Raw genomic sequence first — 20,754 nt, forward strand, 5'->3', positions numbered from 1 at the left:
AAATAAAACAGCCCTTTATTTACACTACTCGAATGTAATAGAAATGTTACTTACCCTCCCCTCAGTGAAAGCACACTAAAAGTGGCCAACTTTAGAGGGGGGACACCATGCTACTTTGTGCTTACACTCTTATCTAAAAAAGGCCTGAACCCTGTTAATTTAAAGGTGACTAGCCTTAAAAGTGATATTTAAATACACCTCTATTCACTCCCCGTATTCCATGCCTACATCACCTCTCTCTTAGTGTGCCTATTAGGACCACTTATACATCAACGTTAAGCACAACTTCACCCCAAAGAGCTGTAAAGCAAAGAGTATTTTATGCTAAAAAACCAAATGTAGTACCCCTTTGCTACCACATTAATCGACTAACGCATTACATTATCCCTTTTTCGTCATTGGAATTAGGCTGTCGTTATGGGCGAACATATGATCTATTTGCTAGCTCGTTTCAAAGCACAAAGTGGTAAAGAAGATGCACTTCTTGTACTACTCGAAAGTGTTGTTATAGCAGCTAGGAATGAATTGGGTTGTGTTGAATATGAGCTTCATGAAGAGAATAAAAACAAAGGGCATTTCATTTTTATTAAGAAATTTGTTGATAGTGCTGCCTACGAAAAACATCAAAACACCATACACTTTAAACGCTTGATTAGGGAAATGACCAACCTAATAACAACACCACCAGAAATCATAATGCTAACAAAACACCTATAAATACCCTCATGAAATTAACAATGGTTCCGATAAGATACCACCCTACCCATTCACTGACTATTAAGAATACAATTGCAGATACTTATTATATGTTTAAATTCATTGATTAAATCCATTCAGCTGTGGAGTTTAAATTATTTATTATGAGCAATCTTTTTTTCGATAGCCCTACTAGCCACTACTTGCCGATCCAGAAATCGATTAGAATTCAGGGTCACGTCACCAGTATTTCATTAGAAAAGCTCTTTTGGGATCTGTTAGATCAAATAGCAGAAAGCCAAGGAGTGAAGAGAAACCAATTTATAGCTAGCTTATATATTGAAGCGCTGAATCATCATGGTGATGTTAAAAACTTCACCTCACTGCTCAGGTCTGCCTGTGTTCAGCATATTTTGTCAGATAAGGCCGATAGTCAATAACCTCAGCCTTTCAGAGAATTCCTGACTAGTTAAAATCCTTCAACATCTCATCATCAAACTGTTCCAGTGACACTGTCAAATTATGCTCGGCAATCGTGTGGTGCAGCTCAGTGATATCTTTCTCAACCTTGCTCATCGTCAAGGTGTTATTGTCTAGAAAATAGACCTGTTTTAAACTCTCGTAGTAGTAATTCAAGATAATCAGCGCATTGAGATCTTGGTTTTTTGCTGCCGCTTTAATGGCCTTAAGCCGACGATAGATGCGATTATGTAACGCCTTAAGTCGCCACACGTAGTAAACCTCTGTCATAAAAGGCGTATCTTTCACGCGGATCATCACCATCACACAGATCACCGCAGCAAGAATGACACCTAACAAATTAAGATGAAAATTCCCTGTTGGTCCCTCCCCAGTAATCCCCTCACTGCCATTGCTTCCAAAAGCCGCAATCAACAGCGCACCAAATGCCAAAGATAGAACACTCAAGCCAATCACTAGAGCCACGCTCACAAGATTAAGGTGTTTCTTATATCGTTTTTTATCAATATCAATGAGTTTCATAGCACTTACCTTCAAATAAGGTTCAACAGATCCTACGGATCATCTTTTTTGTGGGGGGTGATATGATAACTCAACTGCGCGAGTAATAACGTCATTCGATCTCGGGATATTGATTAATTCGAGTTAAACACGATATAGCAGTAAAAACATCTAGACGTCTAAATTGACAGACGTCTGTAAATCTCATATCCTCTCAACTATTGAGATGTACCATACTGCCAGTTTCATGATCCTAAAATGAATATGGCAGCATGTTCCATGCTAGGAGGGCGATGGGAACTTATGGTTCGATAGAGAATTACTGAGAAAGAGAGAACATTTTGACGACTTCAACAAACAATTCACCAAACAAAAATGTGGATACCCAAAGTATCCCACCTACAGCCTCCTTCTTGGCTCTAGTTCCATTATTCCTATTTTTAGCGCTATTTATCGGCGCTGGCGTGTACTTTCAGAGCCAAGGTGTCGATTTCGCTTTCTATCAACTTCCTAGTGTTGTCGCCATTTTACCTGCGATAATCTTTGCGCTTATCATCTCTAAGCAAAAATTAAATCAGAGCATAGAGACCTTTATTGCCGGAATTGGCCACGCGAACATTATCGCCATGTGCCTTATCTATTTATTAGCTGGCGCCTTTGCTGCCGTCGCTAAAGCAACCGGTGGCGTAGATGCCACTGTCGCACTAGGCCTATCTTTGGTGCCATCTAACTTGCTACTTCCAGGCTTCTTTGTGATTGCGGCCTTTATTGCAACCGCGATGGGTACCTCAATGGGCACCATTGCCGCTGTTGCTCCCATCGCTTTAGGTGTGGCTAACGAAGCACAAATCGAACTCGCCCTTATGGCAGGTGCGGTTATATCAGGTGCACTTTTTGGTGATAACCTTTCCATCATCTCTGACACGACGATTGCCGCAACCCGCACTCAAGGTTGTGAGATGAAAGATAAGTTCAAAGAGAACTTAATCTTTGCCATTCCAGCATCCATCATCACGCTTATCGCCTTTACGTTAGCGGGCCAAGGGCAAGCTGAAGTTGCGACCCAAGAGATCGACTTCGTTAAAGTGATTCCTTACTTAACCATTCTAGTACTGGCAGTTTCGGGCTTAAACGTATTTGTAGTACTCACTATCGGCATACTACTCGCGGGCATTACTGGCCTATTCACCATGGATTACGGTGTGATCCAGTTTGGTCAGGATATCTACGCAGGTTTTGGTAACATGCAGGAGATCTTTATTCTCTCTATGTTAGTCGGCGGTCTAGCAGCATTGATGCAACAACAAGGCGGACTTGCCTTTGTCAGTAAGCAGATAGAAAAACTGATCGCTAAATTCTCTAAAGCTAAAGGCGGCGCATCTACCCGAGCATCAGAACTGGGTATGGCGGGCATTGTTGCGATAACCAACACCTGTGTGGCTAACAACACAGTTTCTATTGTGGTAACAGGGGATATCGCTAAGGAGCTAGCAGAGAAGCACCAAGTCACGCCTAAGCGCGCTGCCAGTATCTTAGATATCTTCTCCTGTATTATTCAGGGTCTTATCCCCTACGGTGCTCAAGCCTTGCTGATAGCTTCAGTCTTTAGCCTTTCGCCATTAGAAGTGGTAACACACGCTTGGTACTGCATGATCTTAGCTGTCGTCGCTGTTGCGATTGTCATTTTCCGTAAACGAGTCTAAGCCACAATACTGAAAATCCCCTTTGATTTGATAAGGGAGTGCAGATATCTGCACTCCCTTTTTATTTGCTCCGCATTTCCTCTCAATAAACAGCAATATATTTGCTAACAATTAAATGCAGATTATCACTCCGATCCTATTGAGAATTTATAGGGCTTAGGGCAAGTTAATATGAGCAAGAGAGTTTGCATTTGATAAGGAGATCTAATAATGAGGCTAAGTCCTCGTTTAATTTAGCGGTGCTATAAAGCCACGCTTTAATCCCTTATAAAAGTGAACTAAAATGTCACAAGAACAAGAGCTTGATATGCATTCCCCACGTTATGACCTTCATAGATTAGTGGTGTTAATGATCCTAACCGGCGCGTTTGTCTCCGCCATCGGAATCGTTATTTCAGTCTGGGCCAAATACCAAGTTATCGGTCCAGAGGTGTTCCTCAGACGAGCTGATTTCTTAGGTGATTATATTCACTCCCCCCTCGCCTATATCTACAACTTTTCATTAGTCATCGCAGGATCCTGCATCTTGCTCTCTATGTATGGCCTATTCAAACTCAAGCTGGGATACTACAGCCATTATATTGCTGCTGCTGGCTCCTGGGTCGGCCTGTCTATCATCCTTGTCGGTGTGTTCCCCATCAACTATCTCGATGAACACCGTCTAGTGTCCACCAGCTTTCTTGTTGGTACCTTTGTGCTTTTCCTGCTCGCTAATATCATGCGATTCATCCATAAAGACGTGTGTTCTAACACAATGTTTATAGTCAGTATTTTGGGGTTTATCAGTGCGGCAGGCTTACTCTATCAACTTGATTGGCAAACATTAGATTTTTTCCCGTGTAATCATCTGCATACAAGATTCTGTTGGGTAGCGTTCAACATGTGGTTTCAAACAAGTATCACCATGCTGTGGTGCGTGATCCTAGCGTTAACAATCAGAAAGCTGGCTAATGACACCAAGCTCACGATGACGTAAGCGAGTTATGGCGTAAATAATGGTAAACTGCCCCCAGTCAGCCTTATATGTGTATCCCAAAAAGAGATGGAACAAGATCCCACCAGAATGCGTCTGGCCAAATATTTAGCGCTAACCGGATTGTGCTCCCGAAGAGCCGCGACACGTTATATCCGCGATGGCCAGATAACCTTAGATGGCCGCTTAGCCAATCACATCGACACTGTCACACTAGCCAATTCATCAGAGACTGCATCTTGCCTTGAAATGCTCACCTTCGAAGGTCAGCCCATCGCTGGCGTAGAGATGAAACAGTACAGGGTCTTACACAAGGCCGTGGGAACCGATTCACGCTTGCTCATCGACGATCCAGCCAGCTTGTTGCACCTTCTGCCATCAACACCAAGACTTTACCCCGTCGGCCGCTTAGATAAAGATTCTCGGGGTTTGCTCCTGCTTACCAACGATGGCGAACTGACTCAAACACTCATGCATCCGGATTTTGGTCACAGCAAAATTTATCATGTCAGGGTCGACAGAGCCTTTGGTGATGATTTCCTTCAGTTAATGGCACAAGGCGTGAGTTACCGCGATGTCACCACGAACCCATGCTCGATGACACGATTAGCTGACGATCAATTTGAGATCACCTTGACTCAAGGATTAAATCGGCAAATCCGGCGTATGTCTCAAGCGCTGGGATTTAAGGTGGTTGACCTTAAGCGAGTACAGCTGCAAACACTGGCACTGGGGGCGTTAAATGAAGGCGAGATGCGAGCGTTAACCATTGAAGAGGTCGCAGCACTAAAAGGCAAAGTAGACTGACTTTCAATATCCAGCCTTACCTTCATTAGCCATCCTAAACTTCAATTGCCACCTCCGACCTTCAGATAGTCACTCTGGACTTCAATTGTCATCCTGAACTTGTTTCAGGATCCAGTGTGCGCACTCCTCGATAACCCTTCCGCTTTATCAAAAAATGCCTATTTCAACCTTTTCACCATCCGCCTCAGTTTAAATTCTATTATAAGGTTCATAAAAACAATGACCTGAACCCATTAGGTCATTTTTACCCTATACCGTCAGTTTCAGCGGTGCTAAAAATACCCCATATCTAAAAAGGAGCATGTTCGCTCACAAGGAGAATACAGTGAAGAACGTTAAGATTTTTAAACAAGGGTTATTGGCAGCAAGTTTACTATCAGCCAGTGTTTGCAGCTATGCCGGAGACTGGAATCTCGGCAGTGGCATTTATGACATTACAGGGCCTGCAGGTGACACACATATGTTGGGCTACGGATTTCTCAATCCGACTCAAGGTATTCAAACTCGGCTTTGGTCGCGAGCCTATGCGATAGAATCCTTTGGCACTGGCAACATGGTTATTTTTGTCTCAACAGATCTGCACAGTATTCCTCAAGGTGTAAAACAAGGAGTGATGGCAAAGTTAACCGATGCCTATGGCGAGCGCTACTCCGATGCCAATGTGATGTTAACCGCGACTCATAACCACAACGGTCCTGGCGGCTTCGATCATAATGTGCTCCTTAACGCAGGTACTCTGGGTCATGATAAAAGGCACCATAAAGCGATTGTTGATGGCATTTTTCAGTCAATTAAAAAAGCGATTGAAACCCGCGAGCCCGGCGAGATCTATTTCAATAAAGGCGAGTTAAGCGAAACAGGGGTTAACCGTAACCCGACCGCTTACGCGCTCAATCCAGATCGTGGCCAATACGGCACTAACATTAATCAAAATATGACCTTGCTAAAACTGGTGGGTGACGATGGCACTGAGATAGGTAGCATCAACTGGTTTGGCGTGCACAACACCTCATTCAGTCAAAACCAAAGACAGATCAGTGGCGACAACAAAGGCATTGCCAGTCAGCTATTTGAAAAGAGCAAAGGCAGTAACTATCGAGATGAAAGCACCTTTGTCGCCGCCTTTGCCAACAGCACCCTAGGGGATGTATCTCCCAATATCTGTGGACAACGTAATGGCTGTCGTTACACAGATTCAGACAGTGCTCTACACTCTGGTACCAAGCAATTTGATAAAGCTAACGAGCTGTATCGACAAGCCAATTTCCGCTTGAGCAATGAGCTGCAGTTCCGACATCAATATGTCTATATGCCGGAATATACCGTCACCGAAGAGTTTGCCTATGAACAAAGCCAAGCGCGAGTCTGTGAAGGCGAGTTTGGCCTGTCATTTCTAGCGGGCTCATGGCATGACGGTTATGCAGCCACACTAGGGACTTGGGAAGGGATGAGTTTACTCAATAATGCCGCCTTTGCCATGCCGGGGCTACATTGGTTTGCCCCTATAGCCCACAACCAAGTGAGTCGTAAAATTTGCCAATACCCTAAACCTGGCTTTATTGCTCGCAGCACCATCATTGGCGATCTTTATACTGCTCATATTCCTTTTCAGATTTTCACTTTAGGTGAACTTGCTATTGTTTCAGTCGCGGGTGAAATGACCACCATGGCGGGGCGTCGCTTAGAAAATCAATTACTCGATCAACTCCAAAGCATCGGCGTGAGACATGTTGTCATCGCCGGTCTCGCCAACGCTTACCATGGCTACATCACCACACCTGAGGAGTATCAAGCCCAAAGATACGAAGGGGCTCACACCATTTTTGGCCCTAATACTGCGCCTGCCTACATGCAAATCTACGCAGATATGGCAGATGCCATCGTAAGTAACAGACCTGTTGCAGCAGGCCCTACACCGCCAGATCTCTCCCGCAATCAGGTTTTACTGACACCGGACACAGTGGCTGACGGCAAACCCATTTATGAACACTTCGGTCAGGTGCACCATGACGCTAACTCGGAGTACTTGGTCAATGATGAGGTCTATGTCAAATTCAGAGCAGGTACACCAAAGAACAACTACTTGGCCCAAAATTCGTTTTTAGAGGTACAGCGCTGGACCAACGGTGAATGGCTAACTTACCGCACAGACAATGACCTCGACACTACCTTTGTTTGGTATAACGACCCTAACCTGCTGTGCATCGACTGCTCATTCTCCGAGGTAAAATGGACACCGGATGCAGAAACGCCAACAGGCATGTACCGAATCATGCATAAAGGATACTGGAAAGACGGTTTCAACCAGCACTATTACCAAGGTTACTCACGGGATTTTCATGTCGCGAACATCAAAAACCACCTAGCATTAACCAGTACTCACAACACTCTTCTCTCCGCCGACCAAAATGGAGGCCAAGGACTTGATGCCAATGGTCAGGCTATCGATAGCTGGGAAACCTTCGGCGTAGTAAGGTTTGATGAAAATCGCACTGTGGCCCAATCAAATCAATGCATCAAACATGGCGACACGATTGGACTGAGAACCGGAAATGGTCATTATGTCAGTGCACCGGGTAATGGCGATTTAGATGCCGACCGTTCTCACTTTAGAGCATGGGAGCGCTTTAGACTCATCAATCTCAGCAACCCTAGTGGCTGCTTGCAAACAACCGATGCTATCGCCTTGCACCACACCAGTAGCCAGAAGTTTGTCGCCGCTGAACCCAACGGACAAGCCGTGGCAAGATGGGCAGCTTTAGGGGCATGGGAAACCTTCGGAGTCACCCTGATTGAAGAGAAGCTTAAGCACGAGGAGATATCACTGCTCAGTGATCATGGCACCTATGTCTCTGCAGATAACGCAGGGGGTGGCAACGTATTTGCCAATCGAAATCACATGCAAACTTGGGAAAAATTCCAGCTACGCACTATGGAGCCAGACAATATATCCAACTGCATTCGCGGCGGATCGCGTATCAGTTTACGCACCGACCGAGGCTTCTTTTTCAGTGCTAAAAACAATGGAGACATGTTAGCCGATGGCGAGAGATTGGCTGAATGGGAGAAATTCACTTTAACCAATCACAGCAGCAATGCTTGTATGCAGGATGGCGATGTCATTTCACTGCAAAGTACTCACGCAAAATACATGATGGCCCATGGTAATGGACCGATGAAAGTCACCGCGGGGAGTCAGCAAATCGCAGCATGGGAACGGTTTAGAATCACCATCCACTAATCAACAGCTGCAGTAAACATCTAGGGTACCTTTCAACAACTTTACTTGTTAGGTATCCTTTTCCACATCTGTATCGCTCGGTTCACTAAGATTTATCGACGGGATTTTTCAACAAAGCAACCAGTTCACTGCGACTGGCGATCCCCAACTTTTGGTACATACGATATAGGTGGTTAGACACCGTTGACGGCGATAACTCCAGCGCTTTCGCTACCTGCTTGAAGGTCATCCCTTTTCCAAGCCAAGAGGCGATCTCCAGCTCCCGCAAAGTCAGCTTATCCAAAGGACCAATCAAGCGAGCCTCGATTTTAAACAAGCTTTCAGCCGCGACGATATTGAACATCACCTCATCGCACTTTATCTCTGCGGGGCCTTCGATTTTATAGGGAAAATAACTGCTATCGACAGAGTCAGATTCAAGACCGCTCAAAAACTGCTGAAACCCCGAGGATATGTGCCAGTAATAGCCATGTCGATCGCAAATCGCGAACGCTTCACCATCCCCTTGTTGGGGTAAACTGAGTTTGTAATTATGATCGCCAGCGGACACCAGATGTTGCACCAAACGATTAATAAGCTGCTGCTCCTCCTTGGTAAAGTCTTTTGACTCATCAGAGCGATACAAACTAATTAACGAATACAGTTCACTGGACTTTTCTTTATATGCCGTCGAGATAATCCGGCTTATTCCGTAAGGCTTAAATAATATCTGATAGAGCTCTGAAGAATAAAACTCATCATCAGGTAAAATATCACTCATCACAATACTGGTATTCAGGCTTTTCATCACCGTCTTGGCCATTGGATTATAGATAAGGCTATTCCTTAACTTTTCACCATATTGGCTATCCAGCCCATAGACCTTGCAACAATGGAACTCGTAAGTTTGATAACTCCCCGTGCCCCACAATGCCGCATCGGCGGAGCACAAGTTAGCAAACTGCTCTAGAGCCCAAGCCCTAAAAGCGATCGGCTCCCAGTCACTTGCTCGACAATATAAGTCTCTAATAAAGTTTTCCGAACCTGTCAGTGTCACCGTTCACCTCTGCAATGTATGAATCTATAAATGTCCTAAACAACAAAAAAGAACGGTAAGCAAGCACAGTAATATCGGCCAAATACTATTAGTTTATTGGCGATTCCCCCCAATAAATGAAGTTAATACAATACCGTCTACTGAATAAACTTAATGGGCAATATAATGACGCTCGATTGTAATTGAGTAAAAACCTAACTGACTTGAGTCGTATTCGTCAATTTATTTCTGATTGTATTCCAAACTCATAAGGCCAAATACTGATATAAATCTGCTCTCACCTTTAATCTTCTTCATGGTCTTCTCTAAACCGATACATAGATACTATTGCGACATCATCACTCCCTTTGACTCTAAAGAGATTGCCAACGGCAAGTGAATTGGGATTATAATGGCTTAGAATTAATGGTCGTGAATCGCACAAGAGTTAACAGTTAATGAAAAGTTTAATCAACAATGACCGAGAAACTGTCGCACGTCTGCGCGAAGGTATTCCGACATTCGAATGTGTGCTGGGTTGTCACGATTGCTGCGGACCAGTCACCACATCTGCAGTAGAAATAGCGCGCCTACCGGTTAAAACTGACGCCGAACATGATGCCGCATTAGAGAAGTGGGATTGCGTACACTTGGGCCCTAAAGGTTGCACTGTATACGAGCAACGCCCGTTGATCTGCCGACTCTTTGGTACTACACCCAATATGCCTTGCCCAAATGCTTGTCGACCCAAAGAGATGATAGACATTAAAGTTGAGGCTGAAATTCATCACTACATCGCCAACACACGCCAAGTATTGGTCTAGGTCTAATCGACAAACTCCATCCGTTCAGAAATAAAAAAGGCGTCTAAGTTTTCACTTAAACGCCTTATAACAATTATAACTCGAAGCCAGAGGCTAGTTAACGATTTCCATTTCAGCTAACAAGTTATCTGCATTATCCAGATACTTCATTACCCATAGCATGTAACGGCTATCGACCTGAATAGAGCGATTAGTCACGGGATCGTAACCCCAGTCACCAATAATACTCTCGTACACACCATCAAACAGCAGACCCACTAGCTCAGCACGACCGTTTAAGGTTGGTGAGCCTGAATTACCACCCGTAGTGTCTAAGGTAGACAGGAAGTTAACCGGTACTGAATCGATTGATTTCATATAGTAATCGCCATACAGCTTCTGCTTAATAAGCTCAAGCTGCTTAGACGGTGCATCAAATGGATCAGCGCCAGTGTCTTTCGCTAAAATGCCCTCTAAACGAGTGAAAGGCACCGCCTTAAGGCCATCTTCTGGCGAGTAGCCTTTTACATGACCAACGGTCACGCGCAAGCTTGAGTTCGCATCGGCGTAAACAGGATTACCTTGCTCAGTATTGAAGGCGATGATGGCATCCATGTACTGAGGACGTATCTTCATCAACTTACCGGCAAGCTCTTTATCTTTCTTCTCAGCAGCCATATCGGTGTCATACATGGCAACAGCAAGCTGGATGAAAGGATCGTTTGATGCCTTAAAATCAGCAACTGATTTGTTCATCCAAGCTAAACGAGTCTCCATATCACCCAGAGTTGTCTCGGCGTACATGGCATCTAAAGTCTTAGACAGTTTCTTCACATCTAAGGTCTTACCAATGCCAAAGGCTTTATCCAGTGCAGGAATACGTTCACTCGCTGGTAACACGGCATAGCGCGATAACATATCAAGCAGAACCGCTTTATCAACACTCGCAGCATAACGACGGTCGATACGTTCCATACCTGACTTAAAACGAACAAGATCGCGCTCTTGATAGCCTGGCTCACGCGCTATATCATCAAGTTGCTGTTCATTGGCTAAACGGTATAGTTTACGCGCCGTTGGGACCATAGTGGTGTAACGGATATAGCCGAGGATAATGTCGCGAGCTTGATTCTCTTGCCCTTCGACGATCAATTTATCCAGTTCAGCCATTGTCTGACCATATTGCTGCTGACGCTTGCTGTCTTTATTAATCCAGCTAGCCAATTCAGACTCACGTCCTTTACGTTCATCGAGCATGGTCGACTTACCATAAAACTCAATCATTGAAGTAAAATTCTTGGCGTAGTTGGCTAAACCAGCAATCAAGCTTTCATACTTAATACGCTCATCACTGCCTTCTGGTGCTGTTTCTTTGATGATCTCAATAAAACGCTCACGCAGCATTTTGCCTTCTGGGTAGGCCCACTCAAAGGTATTTTCAACTTCGTTGGCTGTGCGGTAACGATTGGTGCGGCCTGGATAACCGGCTACCATCACGAAGTCACCTTCACTAACACCTTTAGCCGAGACTTTCAAAAAGCTCTTTGGCTCGTAAGGTACATTGTCTTTATTGAAATCAGCTGGCTTGCCGCTTTTAGACACATAACCACGGTAGAAAGAGAAGTCGCCGGTGTGACGTGGCCACATCCAGTTATCAATATCGCCGCCGTACTTACCAACGCTTGCTGCTGGGTTATAAACCAGACGCACATCGCGGATTTCTAACTGTTTAACCAAGTAATATTCAAGGCCGCCGTGAAAGCTATAAACCTGACAGCGATAACCATCTTCGGCTTCACATTCAGCCACTAACGCTTTCTCTTTCTGCTCAACGCCTAGGTAGTAATCGTTACCGATTTTACCCTCTAAGCCTTTTTTTACCTTATCGGTCACATCGGTCACGACTTCAGTCACGTAGATACGTGAACCGGGCGTGGCCTGTAACTCTTCGCTATAAGATTTCGCTAAAAAGCCATCTTTAAGAAGGTTTTTCTCAGGGGTTGAGTTGTATTGGATGGAGCCATAAGCGCAGTGATGGTTAGTCACTACCAGGCCTTTAGGGGAGACAAATGATGCAGTACAGCCACCTAGGCTAATCACTGCATTCATCGGGAATTCAGTTAATTTAGAGATAGACTCGACATCAATCTCCAGTCCTTTAGCTTTAAGTTCATCAGCCATTGCAGGCAGTTGGTGGGGTTGCCACATACCTTCGTCAGCCTGTGCGCCAAATGTGGCAACAACAGCGACGGTGAGAAGCCATTTCTTCATGTTGTTAAATCCATTTTTTAATTATTAGTTGGGTCGTGCTTATTTTGGTTTCAATTTGTTGCTTGTATCCGTTCATATCACAGCCATTTCAGCGATAAACTTTGCATTAGCAAAATTTGGGTATAGAAAAAGCCGAGTTCGATATTTTCATATTCGACCTCGACTTTATCATAGGCAACAAGCGTTATACCAACCTCTGAATCAATCCCTTACAAAGCTATGTAATCCCCAAAGTAAAGGATGTTGTACAACCGCTTAGAGTGCAACCATTAACTGGGCTGCAATAATCACAATGCCCAATACCCCAGCGGTAGCTAATGCAGGCTTACCGCCGCACACTTGATAACCCGATACGCCTTGCTGGCGCTGTTTTAATACCATCACAATCGGCAAGAAGATAATGATGAACACTAATGGCACGGCCGCGAAACCTAGCACAGCAACAAAGCCCTCTGGGATGTAAAGCGCACATAGCACTGGCGGAACAAAAGTGATTAGCCAAGTCTGAACTCGACCCACTACCGTGCTTTTCGCGCCAGTTAACTCACTGATGAAATCGTACAAACTCAAGGTCACACCGATGAACGAGGTCACTAAGGCGAAATCCGCAAACAGCGAAATACACTTGCTGACCCAAGGCTGTGAGGCGATCTCTTGCAGAGAAGTGATCAACGCGGCCAGCGAGCCACCGAATCCTTGGATCTCTTGTGCGCCCACAGTGCCTAACGTCACTAATAACCAGAGTACATAGCAAAGCAGTGGCAAGGTTGAGCCAATTAGCAGCACCTTACGTAAATTGACGGCATCGCCCTCTAAGTAACGCACTAACGTCGCGATACACACATGGAAACCAAACGAGGTGAACACGACAGGAATAGCAGCCATCCAAAGGTCAACGTTCCCCTCTTCCATCGCCGTCACGGCCATCTGTGATGGACTGACTTCAGGCAATAGGAAGCTGACAGTGATAACCAGCAGCGCGATCATCAATGAAAATAGCACCCGTGAAACTTTATCAACCCAAGCCACACCAAAGGCAGCGAGCAAACCAAGAGTTAAGGTAAACATCACCACAGCCAGCTGATTGTCTAGGGCAATGCCAAACATGGTTTCAGCTTTCAATACCAGTAAAGATGAGCCACCCGTCAGGTATGCGGCTGTTAACGCAAACAATAGGCTGAGGAAAGAAGCCCCCTGTATTAACTGCCCTTTTTTGCCTAACATTTTGCCCGTGATAGCATGAAGATTATCACCCACGCCAGCGCGCAAGTTAACTTCTAGCATCAACAGCGAGGTGTAAGCTGACAGACCCCAAATAACAACAAGTAGCATAATCGCGGGGATAATACCGAGTGCAGCCGTTGCCAAAGGCAAGGCTAACATTCCGGCGCCAATGGCGGTTCCGGCGACGATGGCGACTGAGCCAAGCATTTTTAAGTTCACAAATTTGTCCTGTTAGATATATTTTTATTCTGGATTTTTGGTAGGTCTGATTTAGAACGAATTGAAAAGAATGGTATTAGCAAGATATGAAATCATGATTAACAGCCTCCAATCGAATCAGGTCTACTGACCTTGTAGTGATTACAATTGGCCTCAATGACGAGTTAATAGTGTTGTTTTACTCTATCGACAAAGCCATTGAGGCTGAATAAATCGAGAAAAAAATAGATATACAAATTGCACTACAGCTTAACTCATTAAAAATGACAGGCAGCGACATTAACAGAGCAAAACCCAGTCGGCAAGCCACTTGTGTACAAATTGAATAAGCGCTCAAAATTACAACAATTCAGTGACATAAGCTTAAATATTCCTCTATCTACTAAACATAAATCACCAATAATCACTGAAAACACTTACCCATGACTCAATGACATTAATCAGGATTTCCTCCCCTCATTGCACTCTCGTTTTGAGTCAGTATAATGCCCGACACTACTTCAGGGGAGTAGCCACCAAATGTGTCACTAATGAGTGAATGCAGTTGGGTGAACATCAACATACTTGGCCACATCGCCATGGTGTTCACGACAATCAAACGTTAAGCAGAGATTGTTAGGCAAGACCTGAGCGCAGTTACCGCCAATATGTTTAAGGGGGCCGGTACTGTACTCAGCATTTTTTGCCCCCTAAGGAAGTCTTTTGGAAACAATAGAAGCTTTACTCGCATCAACCTTCACCGTATCTATTGCCGAAATCGGCGATAAAACTCAACTACTCGCGCTTATTCTTACAGCTAGATTCAGTCATCTGAGCGGAGCAAAAACAGCGATCATTCTCGGCATCTTTCTCTCAACGTTAGCGAATCATTTTGCCGCAGCTTGGCTAGGTCAATGGGCCATTAGTTTTCTCAGCCCAGAGCTAGCGCGTTACTTGGTGGCAGGAGCCTTTTTTGTCATCGCGCTGTGGGTGCTCATTCCAGATAAGATGGATGAAGAGCAAAATAACGTCTATAAAATGGGGCCTTTCCTCGCCACCTTTATCCTGTTTTTTATTGCCGAGATGGGCGATAAAACGCAAATCGCCACAGTGGTACTCGCGGCCAAGTATGACGCTCTGGCCATGGTGGTGATGGGGACAACATTGGGCATGATGATCGCCAATGTGCCAGTGGTTATTCTTGGGCATTTTAGTGCAGAGAAACTGCCGATGACCTTGATCCACAGAGGATGCGCCGTGCTATTTGCACTGTTAGGTGTGTTCACACTGCTGTTTTAAAAAAGCAGGACGAGTCGCGAGTTAAAGACAGAGAATAAAAAGTTACGAGTTAAAGCCGAGACACAATCTCAATACTTTCCTCGTAACCTTCATATGAATGACTCTTTAGCTAGTCACTGCTGTTAGCTCGAAACTCGTAACTCGCAGCAGCGGTTAACTCTTAGCTTATAGCTCGTCAGCAGTGATGCCCAACGCCTTAGCAATACCTTCACCGTAAGCGACATCCGCCTTCATACAGTTCTGGATATGTCGGATCTGAATATGTCTATCAGCGCCGCCAACTTGAGCTGCTGTATTAGCAAATAGTCTTTGCTGCTCATCGCTTCCCATCAACCTAAACAGGTCGCCAGCTTGGCTGTAGTGATCATCATCACTTTGGCTGTAAGCATCCGCATCACCATCTATCTGCATTGGTGGCTCGCTAAAGTCAGGCTGTTCCTGCCATTGGCCTTGAGAATTTGGCTCATAACCTATGGTGCGGCCCGCATTACCATCGGTGCGCATCAGTCCATCTCTATGGTAAGAGTGGAACGGACATTTAGGCGCGTTAACCGGGATATGGCTATGGTTAACACCAAGACGATATCTCTGCGCATCACCGTAAGAGAACAAACGTCCCTGCAACATCTTATCTGGTGAGAAACCAATACCTGGTACGATAGTAGTCGGTGCAAATCCAGCCTGCTCAACATCAGCAAAATAGTTATCTGGGTTACGATTAAGCTCTAGCTCACCCACTTGGATTAACGGGTAATCCTTGTGTGGCCAAACTTTGGTTAAATCGAAAGGATTAAACGGACAATCACCTGCCGCAGTCTCTTCCATTAACTGAACGTATAGAGTCCACTTAGGGAAATCACCTTGTTCAATCGAATGCAACAGATCCGCTTGATGACTTTCGCGATCGTTAGCAATGATTTCAGCTGCTTCTTTATCTGATAAATTTTGGATCCCTTGCTGAGTCTTAAAGTGGAACTTCACCCAATAGCGCTTATCATCTTTACTGATAAAGCTGTAAGTGTGAGAACCGAAACCATCCATATGACGGTAAGACTTAGGGATACCACGATCACCCATGGTCATTGTGACCTGATGTAATGATTCTGGTGATAATGTCCAGAAATCCCAGTTGTTGTTAGCACTGCGCATGTTAGTGTGAGGATCGCGCTTCACTGCATGGTTAAGATCTGGGAACTTAAGCGGATCTTTAAGGAAGAAAACAGGCGTATTGTTACCGACTAAATCCCAGTTACCTTGCTCAGTGTAAAACTTAATTGCAAAACCGCGGATATCACGCTCAGCATCGGCAGCACCACGCTCGCCAGCTACTGTAGAAAAACGGACAAACACTTCACTCTCTTTGCCAACCGACTCAAACATCTTAGCTTTAGTAAACTCGCTGATGTCATGAGTCACAGTGAAGCGACCAAAAGCACCAGATCCTTTAGCGTGCATACGACGCTCAGGGATAACTTCACGATCGAAGTGAGCGAGTTTTTCAATAAACCAAGCATTCTCAAGCAACATTGGGCCGCGCTTGCCTGCAGTTTTAACATTTTGATTATCGGGTACCGGTGCGCCAAACGCAGTGGTCAATTTCTTATCCATAATAAACTCCTAGAACTCACATCAATCATTATAATGAAGTCGGTTATCAGCTTAAAAATCTTAAAATTAATAACATCAGCATGAAAACAAACGGGTTACTTGGTACGTTAAGAAAGCGAATCGTCACGCTTATCATTAATCCAAGTTTCGATCAGGTCGTAAATAGTTGTCATGGTCACCGCTCCTAAAGCCATATATTTAATAACGTGTAACTATGTCGATGTGATAAGAGTAGTTAAAAGTCATAAAACAATAAAGCGATTAAAGTAGATTAACCTAAAAGGATTTAGCGATTGAAATTGTTTTCATAAAAAAAGAGCATTAACGCACCAAAGCCTTTACGGACTGAAGGGTAGTGCTTTAGGGTGTTAGTCATATTGATTTAAATCAATGAAATCAATTAAGTGAATTAACTATCTCCTTGCAGTGATTGATCAACATACAAAAAAATATAGCGTTAATTATATTAAGTAAATAATAATCACACTGATAAAAACAAGATCAACCAGAAGTGGTATGCTCTTTTTTATACAGTTTTACCAGATAGTAGGCATCGATGAGCACGATAAAGAAGTTAACCAATGCCACAGGAATAGCATCGATGGCCAAGCCATAAGCCACAAATAAAGCGGCGCCGATAAGGTTCCACCAGCGTAGCTTTTTGATATCAGACATCATCAGTGAAATTGCAATCACAACAGACGCCAGGTATCCAATCCACTCCCACATGGTTGCGCTATCCATATAAGCTCTCCCTTAGCTAGATAAGGCCATTATGGACAAAATCTACTCACTGGAACAGCTTAATTGGCGAGATAACAACAAGCCCTTGATAGCTATCATTTAACGCTTAACAACCGCAGCCGTCATTCTAGGATTTACAACAAGAGCAGCATAGGTTGCCAGACATAGCAGTTAGTTTATGGATTTAACGCTTAACCACTGCCGCCGTCATTCTAGAGATGCAACAAAGCTCACCAGCGCTATTATGAATAAGCACTTCCCATACCGAACTACGTTTGCCCAAATGAACCGCTTTAGCAGTCGCGGTCAATGTGCCATTACGCGATGCTTTGAGGTGATTAGCGTTGATCTCTTGGCCGACGCAGTAGTACTGCTCAAAATCCACTGCAAAGTTAGCCGCATAGCTGGCAACTGTTTCGGCTAATGCCACATTGGCGCCGCCATGAACAATACCAAGGGGATTATGAATCGCAGGGGTCGCGGGCATCGTTGCTTTCATGTAATCAGCACCGATCTCAGAAATTTTGATCCCCATGGTCTGCATTAACGTGCCCTTGCCATGCATGCCAGAGTCCATTTTTGCACAATCTTCTAAGCTTACAGGTCTAAACCAGATACTCATTACCATCGCCTCTATTTATCATCATTAGGCCACAGTCTACTGGGTCATGGAGGAAATTTAAACAAGTGTTTGAGTTTCATTTAGCGGGAAAGGAAAACTGAGACATGAAGCAAAAGCTGGATACTGAAACGAGTTCAGCATGACGAGCTTAACGACTTCACTTATCCGTCACCCTGAACTGGTTTCAGGGTCTAGTTTATTTACGCTCAGCCTAGTCACTGAGTGTCGTGCCATCGTGGGTGGCTCCCGCATATTCTTATTTTTGATGTCGATTCAGTTTACACAGATCAACTTTTGGTGAATATTTGGGAGCCGTAGGGCAAGGGTTATCACTCTTTTTATATCAATCGATATACCTAGCCCGCAGGTTTGCAGGTTTGCAGGTTTGCAGGTTTGCAGGTTTGCAGGGCTAGGTTAAAAGAGATTAAAGGTCTTTGCTAACCGCTTCTAATGTTAACTTGATCATCTCATTAAGGGTTTCTTGACGCTCTTCAGCCGTTAAGTGAAGCCCTAGTCTGATATGATCTGTCACTGTCATCATTGCCAGTGCATTGGCGCCGTATTCAGCTGCAACACCATACAAACCAGCCGCTTCCATTTCGACACCTAAAATGCCGTACTTCTCCATAAGATCGTAACGACTCTCATCTGAGCTATAGAAAAGATCAGAAGAGTAAAGGTTACCCACATGGTAGTTAACCCCTAATTTATCAGCCGCATCAGCAGCTTTTCTCAGTAGGTTAAAATCTGCAATCATGGCAAAATCAGTGTTTTCAAAACGGCTACGGTTAACCGCTGAATCCGTACTGGCACCCATCGCCATGACCACGTCCATCAACTTGATTTTTTCACTAACCGCACCACAAGAACCGATACGAATGATGTTCTTCACACCATATTCAGTGATCAACTCTTTCGCGTAGATAGAGATAGAAGGAATGCCCATACCAGAACCCATCACAGAGATCTTCTTGCCCTGATACTCACCCGTGTAACCCAACATGTTACGGACATCAGTCACCAACACAGCGTTTTCAAGGAAGTTTTCAGCGATATACTTAGCGCGTAGCGGATCGCCAGGCATAAGCACAGTAGTTGCAAACGCGCCAGCTTCAGCATTGATATGTGGAGTCATGATCTTTTCCTACTCAAATATTGAGTGCCGTTTCAATTAACGACACAGTAAAATAATGGTAAAACCTATTAATACGTTAAGCGTTAACCCGCTAAGCTAAACAGTAAGCCTGCGATGGTACCGCTCATTAAGTTCGCTAATGCCGCAGCAATAAGCGCTTTCATGCCGATAGCACTGAGATCTTGACGACGCTCAGGACACAGCGCAGCTAAGCCACCAATCACCATGGCTAAAGAGCCGATGTTGGCAAAGCCACACAAGGTAAAGCTGATAATAATCTGGGTCTTTTCAGAGAGTTGATCGGCAACCTTTAAGAAATCGATATACGCGACAAATTCGTTGATCACCATCTTCTGGCCAATAAACGAAGCTGCTTGCACAGATTCACTCCACGGCACACCCATGATCCAAGCCAGTGGTGCAAGCAGGTAACCTAAAATCATCTGCATGGTTAATTCGCCGAAACCGAACCACCCACCCACGCCACCAATAATGCCGTTTACCATCGCAATCAATGCCACAAACGCTAATAACAACGCAGATACCGCAATCACTTGCTGCATTCCCATCGCAGCACCACCAGCGGCGGCATCTAAGACGTTGGCAGGTCTATCTTCCTGATCATCCATTATCTTCTTGATGTCGTTTTGCGGTTGCTCTGTTTCAGGCCAGATAAGCTTGGCGAATAGTAATCCCGCAGGCGCAGTCATAAAGGCAGCAGTCAGTACATATTTAATGTCGACGCCCATCTGGATATAACCGATCATGGTGCCGCCAGCTACCGATGCTAGCCCCCCCGTCATCACGGCAAATAATTCAGAACGGGTCATGTGCTTCACAAAGGGACGCACCATAGAAGGCGCTTCGATAGGGCCAACAAAGATATTGGCTGTCGCTGAAAGCGATTCTGCGCGGCTGGTGCCAAGCAGTTTTGAGAGTCCACCACCAATCACACCGATGATCAGCTGCATAATCCCTAAATAATACAGAACGGCAATGAGTGAGCTAACAAACACCACCACAAACAGCACGTTAATCACGAAGATAAAACCAACACCAAATTTAGCTAGGTCACCAAATAGGAACGCGATTCCTTCATTTGCGTAATTGATCACATGCATCACGCCACCAGACGCACTGTCCAGCATCGTCTGTCCAATCGGCACATACATCACAAACGCGCCAAAGGCGATCTGGAAGATAAGTGCCCCGATAACGGTACGCAGGTTTATCGCCGATCTCTTTTCTGAGATAAGCACGGCCAAACCGATTAAGCTGATCATTCCCAACAAACTGATGAAAACTTCCATACATTTCTTACCGAGATAACGTTTAGATGTCGGCAGTTTATACAGGCTTAAATTAGCTGCAAGAGATATGGGTCAATTTATGAAAATTTAATGTCACTTTTAGCCCCTTAAACCAGATAATAGT

18 protein-coding genes and 1 riboswitch are annotated in these 20,754 nt (G+C 44.6%); of the genes, 9 read left to right on the forward strand and 9 right to left on the reverse strand.

The window, feature by feature from the left end; translation table 11 throughout:
- The first annotated feature begins 417 nt into the window (after window positions 1–417).
- Entirely contained in the window at window positions 418–717 is a 300-nt protein-coding gene (locus tag FN961_RS08820) for a putative quinol monooxygenase (protein ID WP_229814638.1), read from the forward strand.
- A gap of 143 nt (window positions 718–860) precedes the next feature.
- The gene (locus tag FN961_RS08825) at window positions 861–1,136 is read left to right on the forward strand and encodes a ribbon-helix-helix domain-containing protein (protein ID WP_143564182.1); all 276 of its coding nucleotides are present in this window, start codon (window positions 861–863) and stop codon (window positions 1,134–1,136) included.
- Between the two features lie 25 nt (window positions 1,137–1,161).
- Here FN961_RS08825 and FN961_RS08830 read toward each other — a convergent pair whose 3' ends face one another.
- The gene (locus FN961_RS08830) at window positions 1,162–1,698 is read right to left on the reverse strand and encodes a DUF3087 domain-containing protein (RefSeq protein ID WP_143564183.1); all 537 of its coding nucleotides are present in this window, start codon (window positions 1,696–1,698) and stop codon (window positions 1,162–1,164) included.
- 320 nt (window positions 1,699–2,018) lie between these two features.
- Between FN961_RS08830 and FN961_RS08835 the strand changes: the two genes are divergently transcribed.
- From FN961_RS08835 to FN961_RS08850, 4 genes are all read left to right on the forward strand, one after another.
- Window positions 2,019–3,380, forward strand: a complete 1,362-nt coding sequence (locus FN961_RS08835) for a Na+/H+ antiporter NhaC family protein (protein ID WP_373293369.1) — start codon at window positions 2,019–2,021, stop codon at window positions 3,378–3,380.
- Between the two features lie 283 nt (window positions 3,381–3,663).
- Entirely contained in the window at window positions 3,664–4,356 is a 693-nt protein-coding gene (locus tag FN961_RS08840; RefSeq protein WP_229814637.1) for a DUF998 domain-containing protein, read from the forward strand.
- Between the two features lie 66 nt (window positions 4,357–4,422).
- Complete coding sequence (locus FN961_RS08845) at window positions 4,423–5,160, forward strand: pseudouridine synthase (RefSeq protein WP_373293368.1); 738 nt, start codon at window positions 4,423–4,425, stop codon at window positions 5,158–5,160.
- A gap of 325 nt (window positions 5,161–5,485) precedes the next feature.
- Window positions 5,486–8,401 (forward strand): neutral/alkaline non-lysosomal ceramidase N-terminal domain-containing protein, encoded by a 2,916-nt coding sequence (locus tag FN961_RS08850; RefSeq protein ID WP_221936111.1) that lies wholly within the window; start codon window positions 5,486–5,488, stop codon window positions 8,399–8,401.
- An 85-nt stretch (window positions 8,402–8,486) separates the two neighbouring features.
- Here the strand turns inward: FN961_RS08850 and FN961_RS08855 are convergent, their stop codons facing one another.
- Complete coding sequence (locus FN961_RS08855; RefSeq protein ID WP_143564185.1) at window positions 8,487–9,437, reverse strand: helix-turn-helix transcriptional regulator; 951 nt, start codon at window positions 9,435–9,437, stop codon at window positions 8,487–8,489.
- Between the two features lie 449 nt (window positions 9,438–9,886).
- Here FN961_RS08855 and FN961_RS08860 point away from each other — a divergent pair, with 449 nt between their 5' ends.
- Window positions 9,887–10,240 (forward strand): YkgJ family cysteine cluster protein, encoded by a 354-nt coding sequence (locus tag FN961_RS08860; RefSeq protein WP_143564219.1) that lies wholly within the window; start codon window positions 9,887–9,889, stop codon window positions 10,238–10,240.
- 93 nt (window positions 10,241–10,333) lie between these two features.
- Here FN961_RS08860 and FN961_RS08865 read toward each other — a convergent pair whose 3' ends face one another.
- Both FN961_RS08865 and FN961_RS08870 read right to left on the reverse strand, forming a co-directional pair.
- Complete coding sequence (locus FN961_RS08865; RefSeq protein WP_143564186.1) at window positions 10,334–12,490, reverse strand: S46 family peptidase; 2,157 nt, start codon at window positions 12,488–12,490, stop codon at window positions 10,334–10,336.
- Window positions 12,491–12,745: 255 nt separating this feature from the next.
- On the reverse strand, window positions 12,746–13,921 hold the full coding sequence (locus FN961_RS08870; RefSeq protein ID WP_185972761.1) for an aromatic amino acid transport family protein: 1,176 nt from the start codon (window positions 13,919–13,921) through the stop codon (window positions 12,746–12,748).
- A gap of 509 nt (window positions 13,922–14,430) precedes the next feature.
- Window positions 14,431–14,550, forward strand: a riboswitch (yybP-ykoY riboswitch).
- Window positions 14,551–14,644: 94 nt separating this feature from the next.
- Between FN961_RS08870 and FN961_RS08875 the strand changes: the two genes are divergently transcribed.
- Window positions 14,645–15,211, forward strand: a complete 567-nt coding sequence (locus tag FN961_RS08875; RefSeq protein WP_143564220.1) for a TMEM165/GDT1 family protein — start codon at window positions 14,645–14,647, stop codon at window positions 15,209–15,211.
- A gap of 165 nt (window positions 15,212–15,376) precedes the next feature.
- Here the strand turns inward: FN961_RS08875 and FN961_RS08880 are convergent, their stop codons facing one another.
- The 3 genes from FN961_RS08880 to FN961_RS08890 all read right to left on the reverse strand — a co-directional run bounded on the left by FN961_RS08880 (window position 15,377) and on the right by FN961_RS08890 (window position 18,185).
- Window positions 15,377–16,819 (reverse strand): catalase, encoded by a 1,443-nt coding sequence (locus tag FN961_RS08880; protein WP_143564188.1) that lies wholly within the window; start codon window positions 16,817–16,819, stop codon window positions 15,377–15,379.
- Window positions 16,820–17,320: 501 nt separating this feature from the next.
- Complete coding sequence (locus FN961_RS08885) at window positions 17,321–17,563, reverse strand: YgjV family protein (protein ID WP_143564189.1); 243 nt, start codon at window positions 17,561–17,563, stop codon at window positions 17,321–17,323.
- A 184-nt stretch (window positions 17,564–17,747) separates the two neighbouring features.
- Window positions 17,748–18,185, reverse strand: coding sequence for a PaaI family thioesterase (locus FN961_RS08890; protein WP_143564190.1), 438 nt, complete (start codon window positions 18,183–18,185; stop codon window positions 17,748–17,750).
- Between the two features lie 139 nt (window positions 18,186–18,324).
- On the opposite strand from FN961_RS08890, the gene FN961_RS25805 reads away from it, so the two are divergent.
- Window positions 18,325–18,486: a hypothetical protein gene (locus FN961_RS25805; RefSeq protein ID WP_185972759.1), complete on the forward strand. Its 162-nt coding sequence runs from the start codon at window positions 18,325–18,327 to the stop codon at window positions 18,484–18,486.
- A gap of 123 nt (window positions 18,487–18,609) precedes the next feature.
- Here the strand turns inward: FN961_RS25805 and deoD are convergent, their stop codons facing one another.
- Window positions 18,610–19,320, reverse strand: a complete 711-nt coding sequence (deoD, locus tag FN961_RS08895; protein ID WP_143564191.1) for a purine-nucleoside phosphorylase — start codon at window positions 19,318–19,320, stop codon at window positions 18,610–18,612.
- A gap of 83 nt (window positions 19,321–19,403) precedes the next feature.
- Complete coding sequence (locus tag FN961_RS08900) at window positions 19,404–20,630, reverse strand: NupC/NupG family nucleoside CNT transporter (protein WP_143564192.1); 1,227 nt, start codon at window positions 20,628–20,630, stop codon at window positions 19,404–19,406.
- Window positions 20,631–20,754 lie beyond the last annotated feature (124 nt).

The sequence above is a fragment of the Shewanella hanedai genome, from assembly GCF_007197645.1.
GTDB classification, from domain to species: Bacteria; Pseudomonadota; Gammaproteobacteria; order Enterobacterales; family Shewanellaceae; genus Shewanella; species Shewanella hanedai.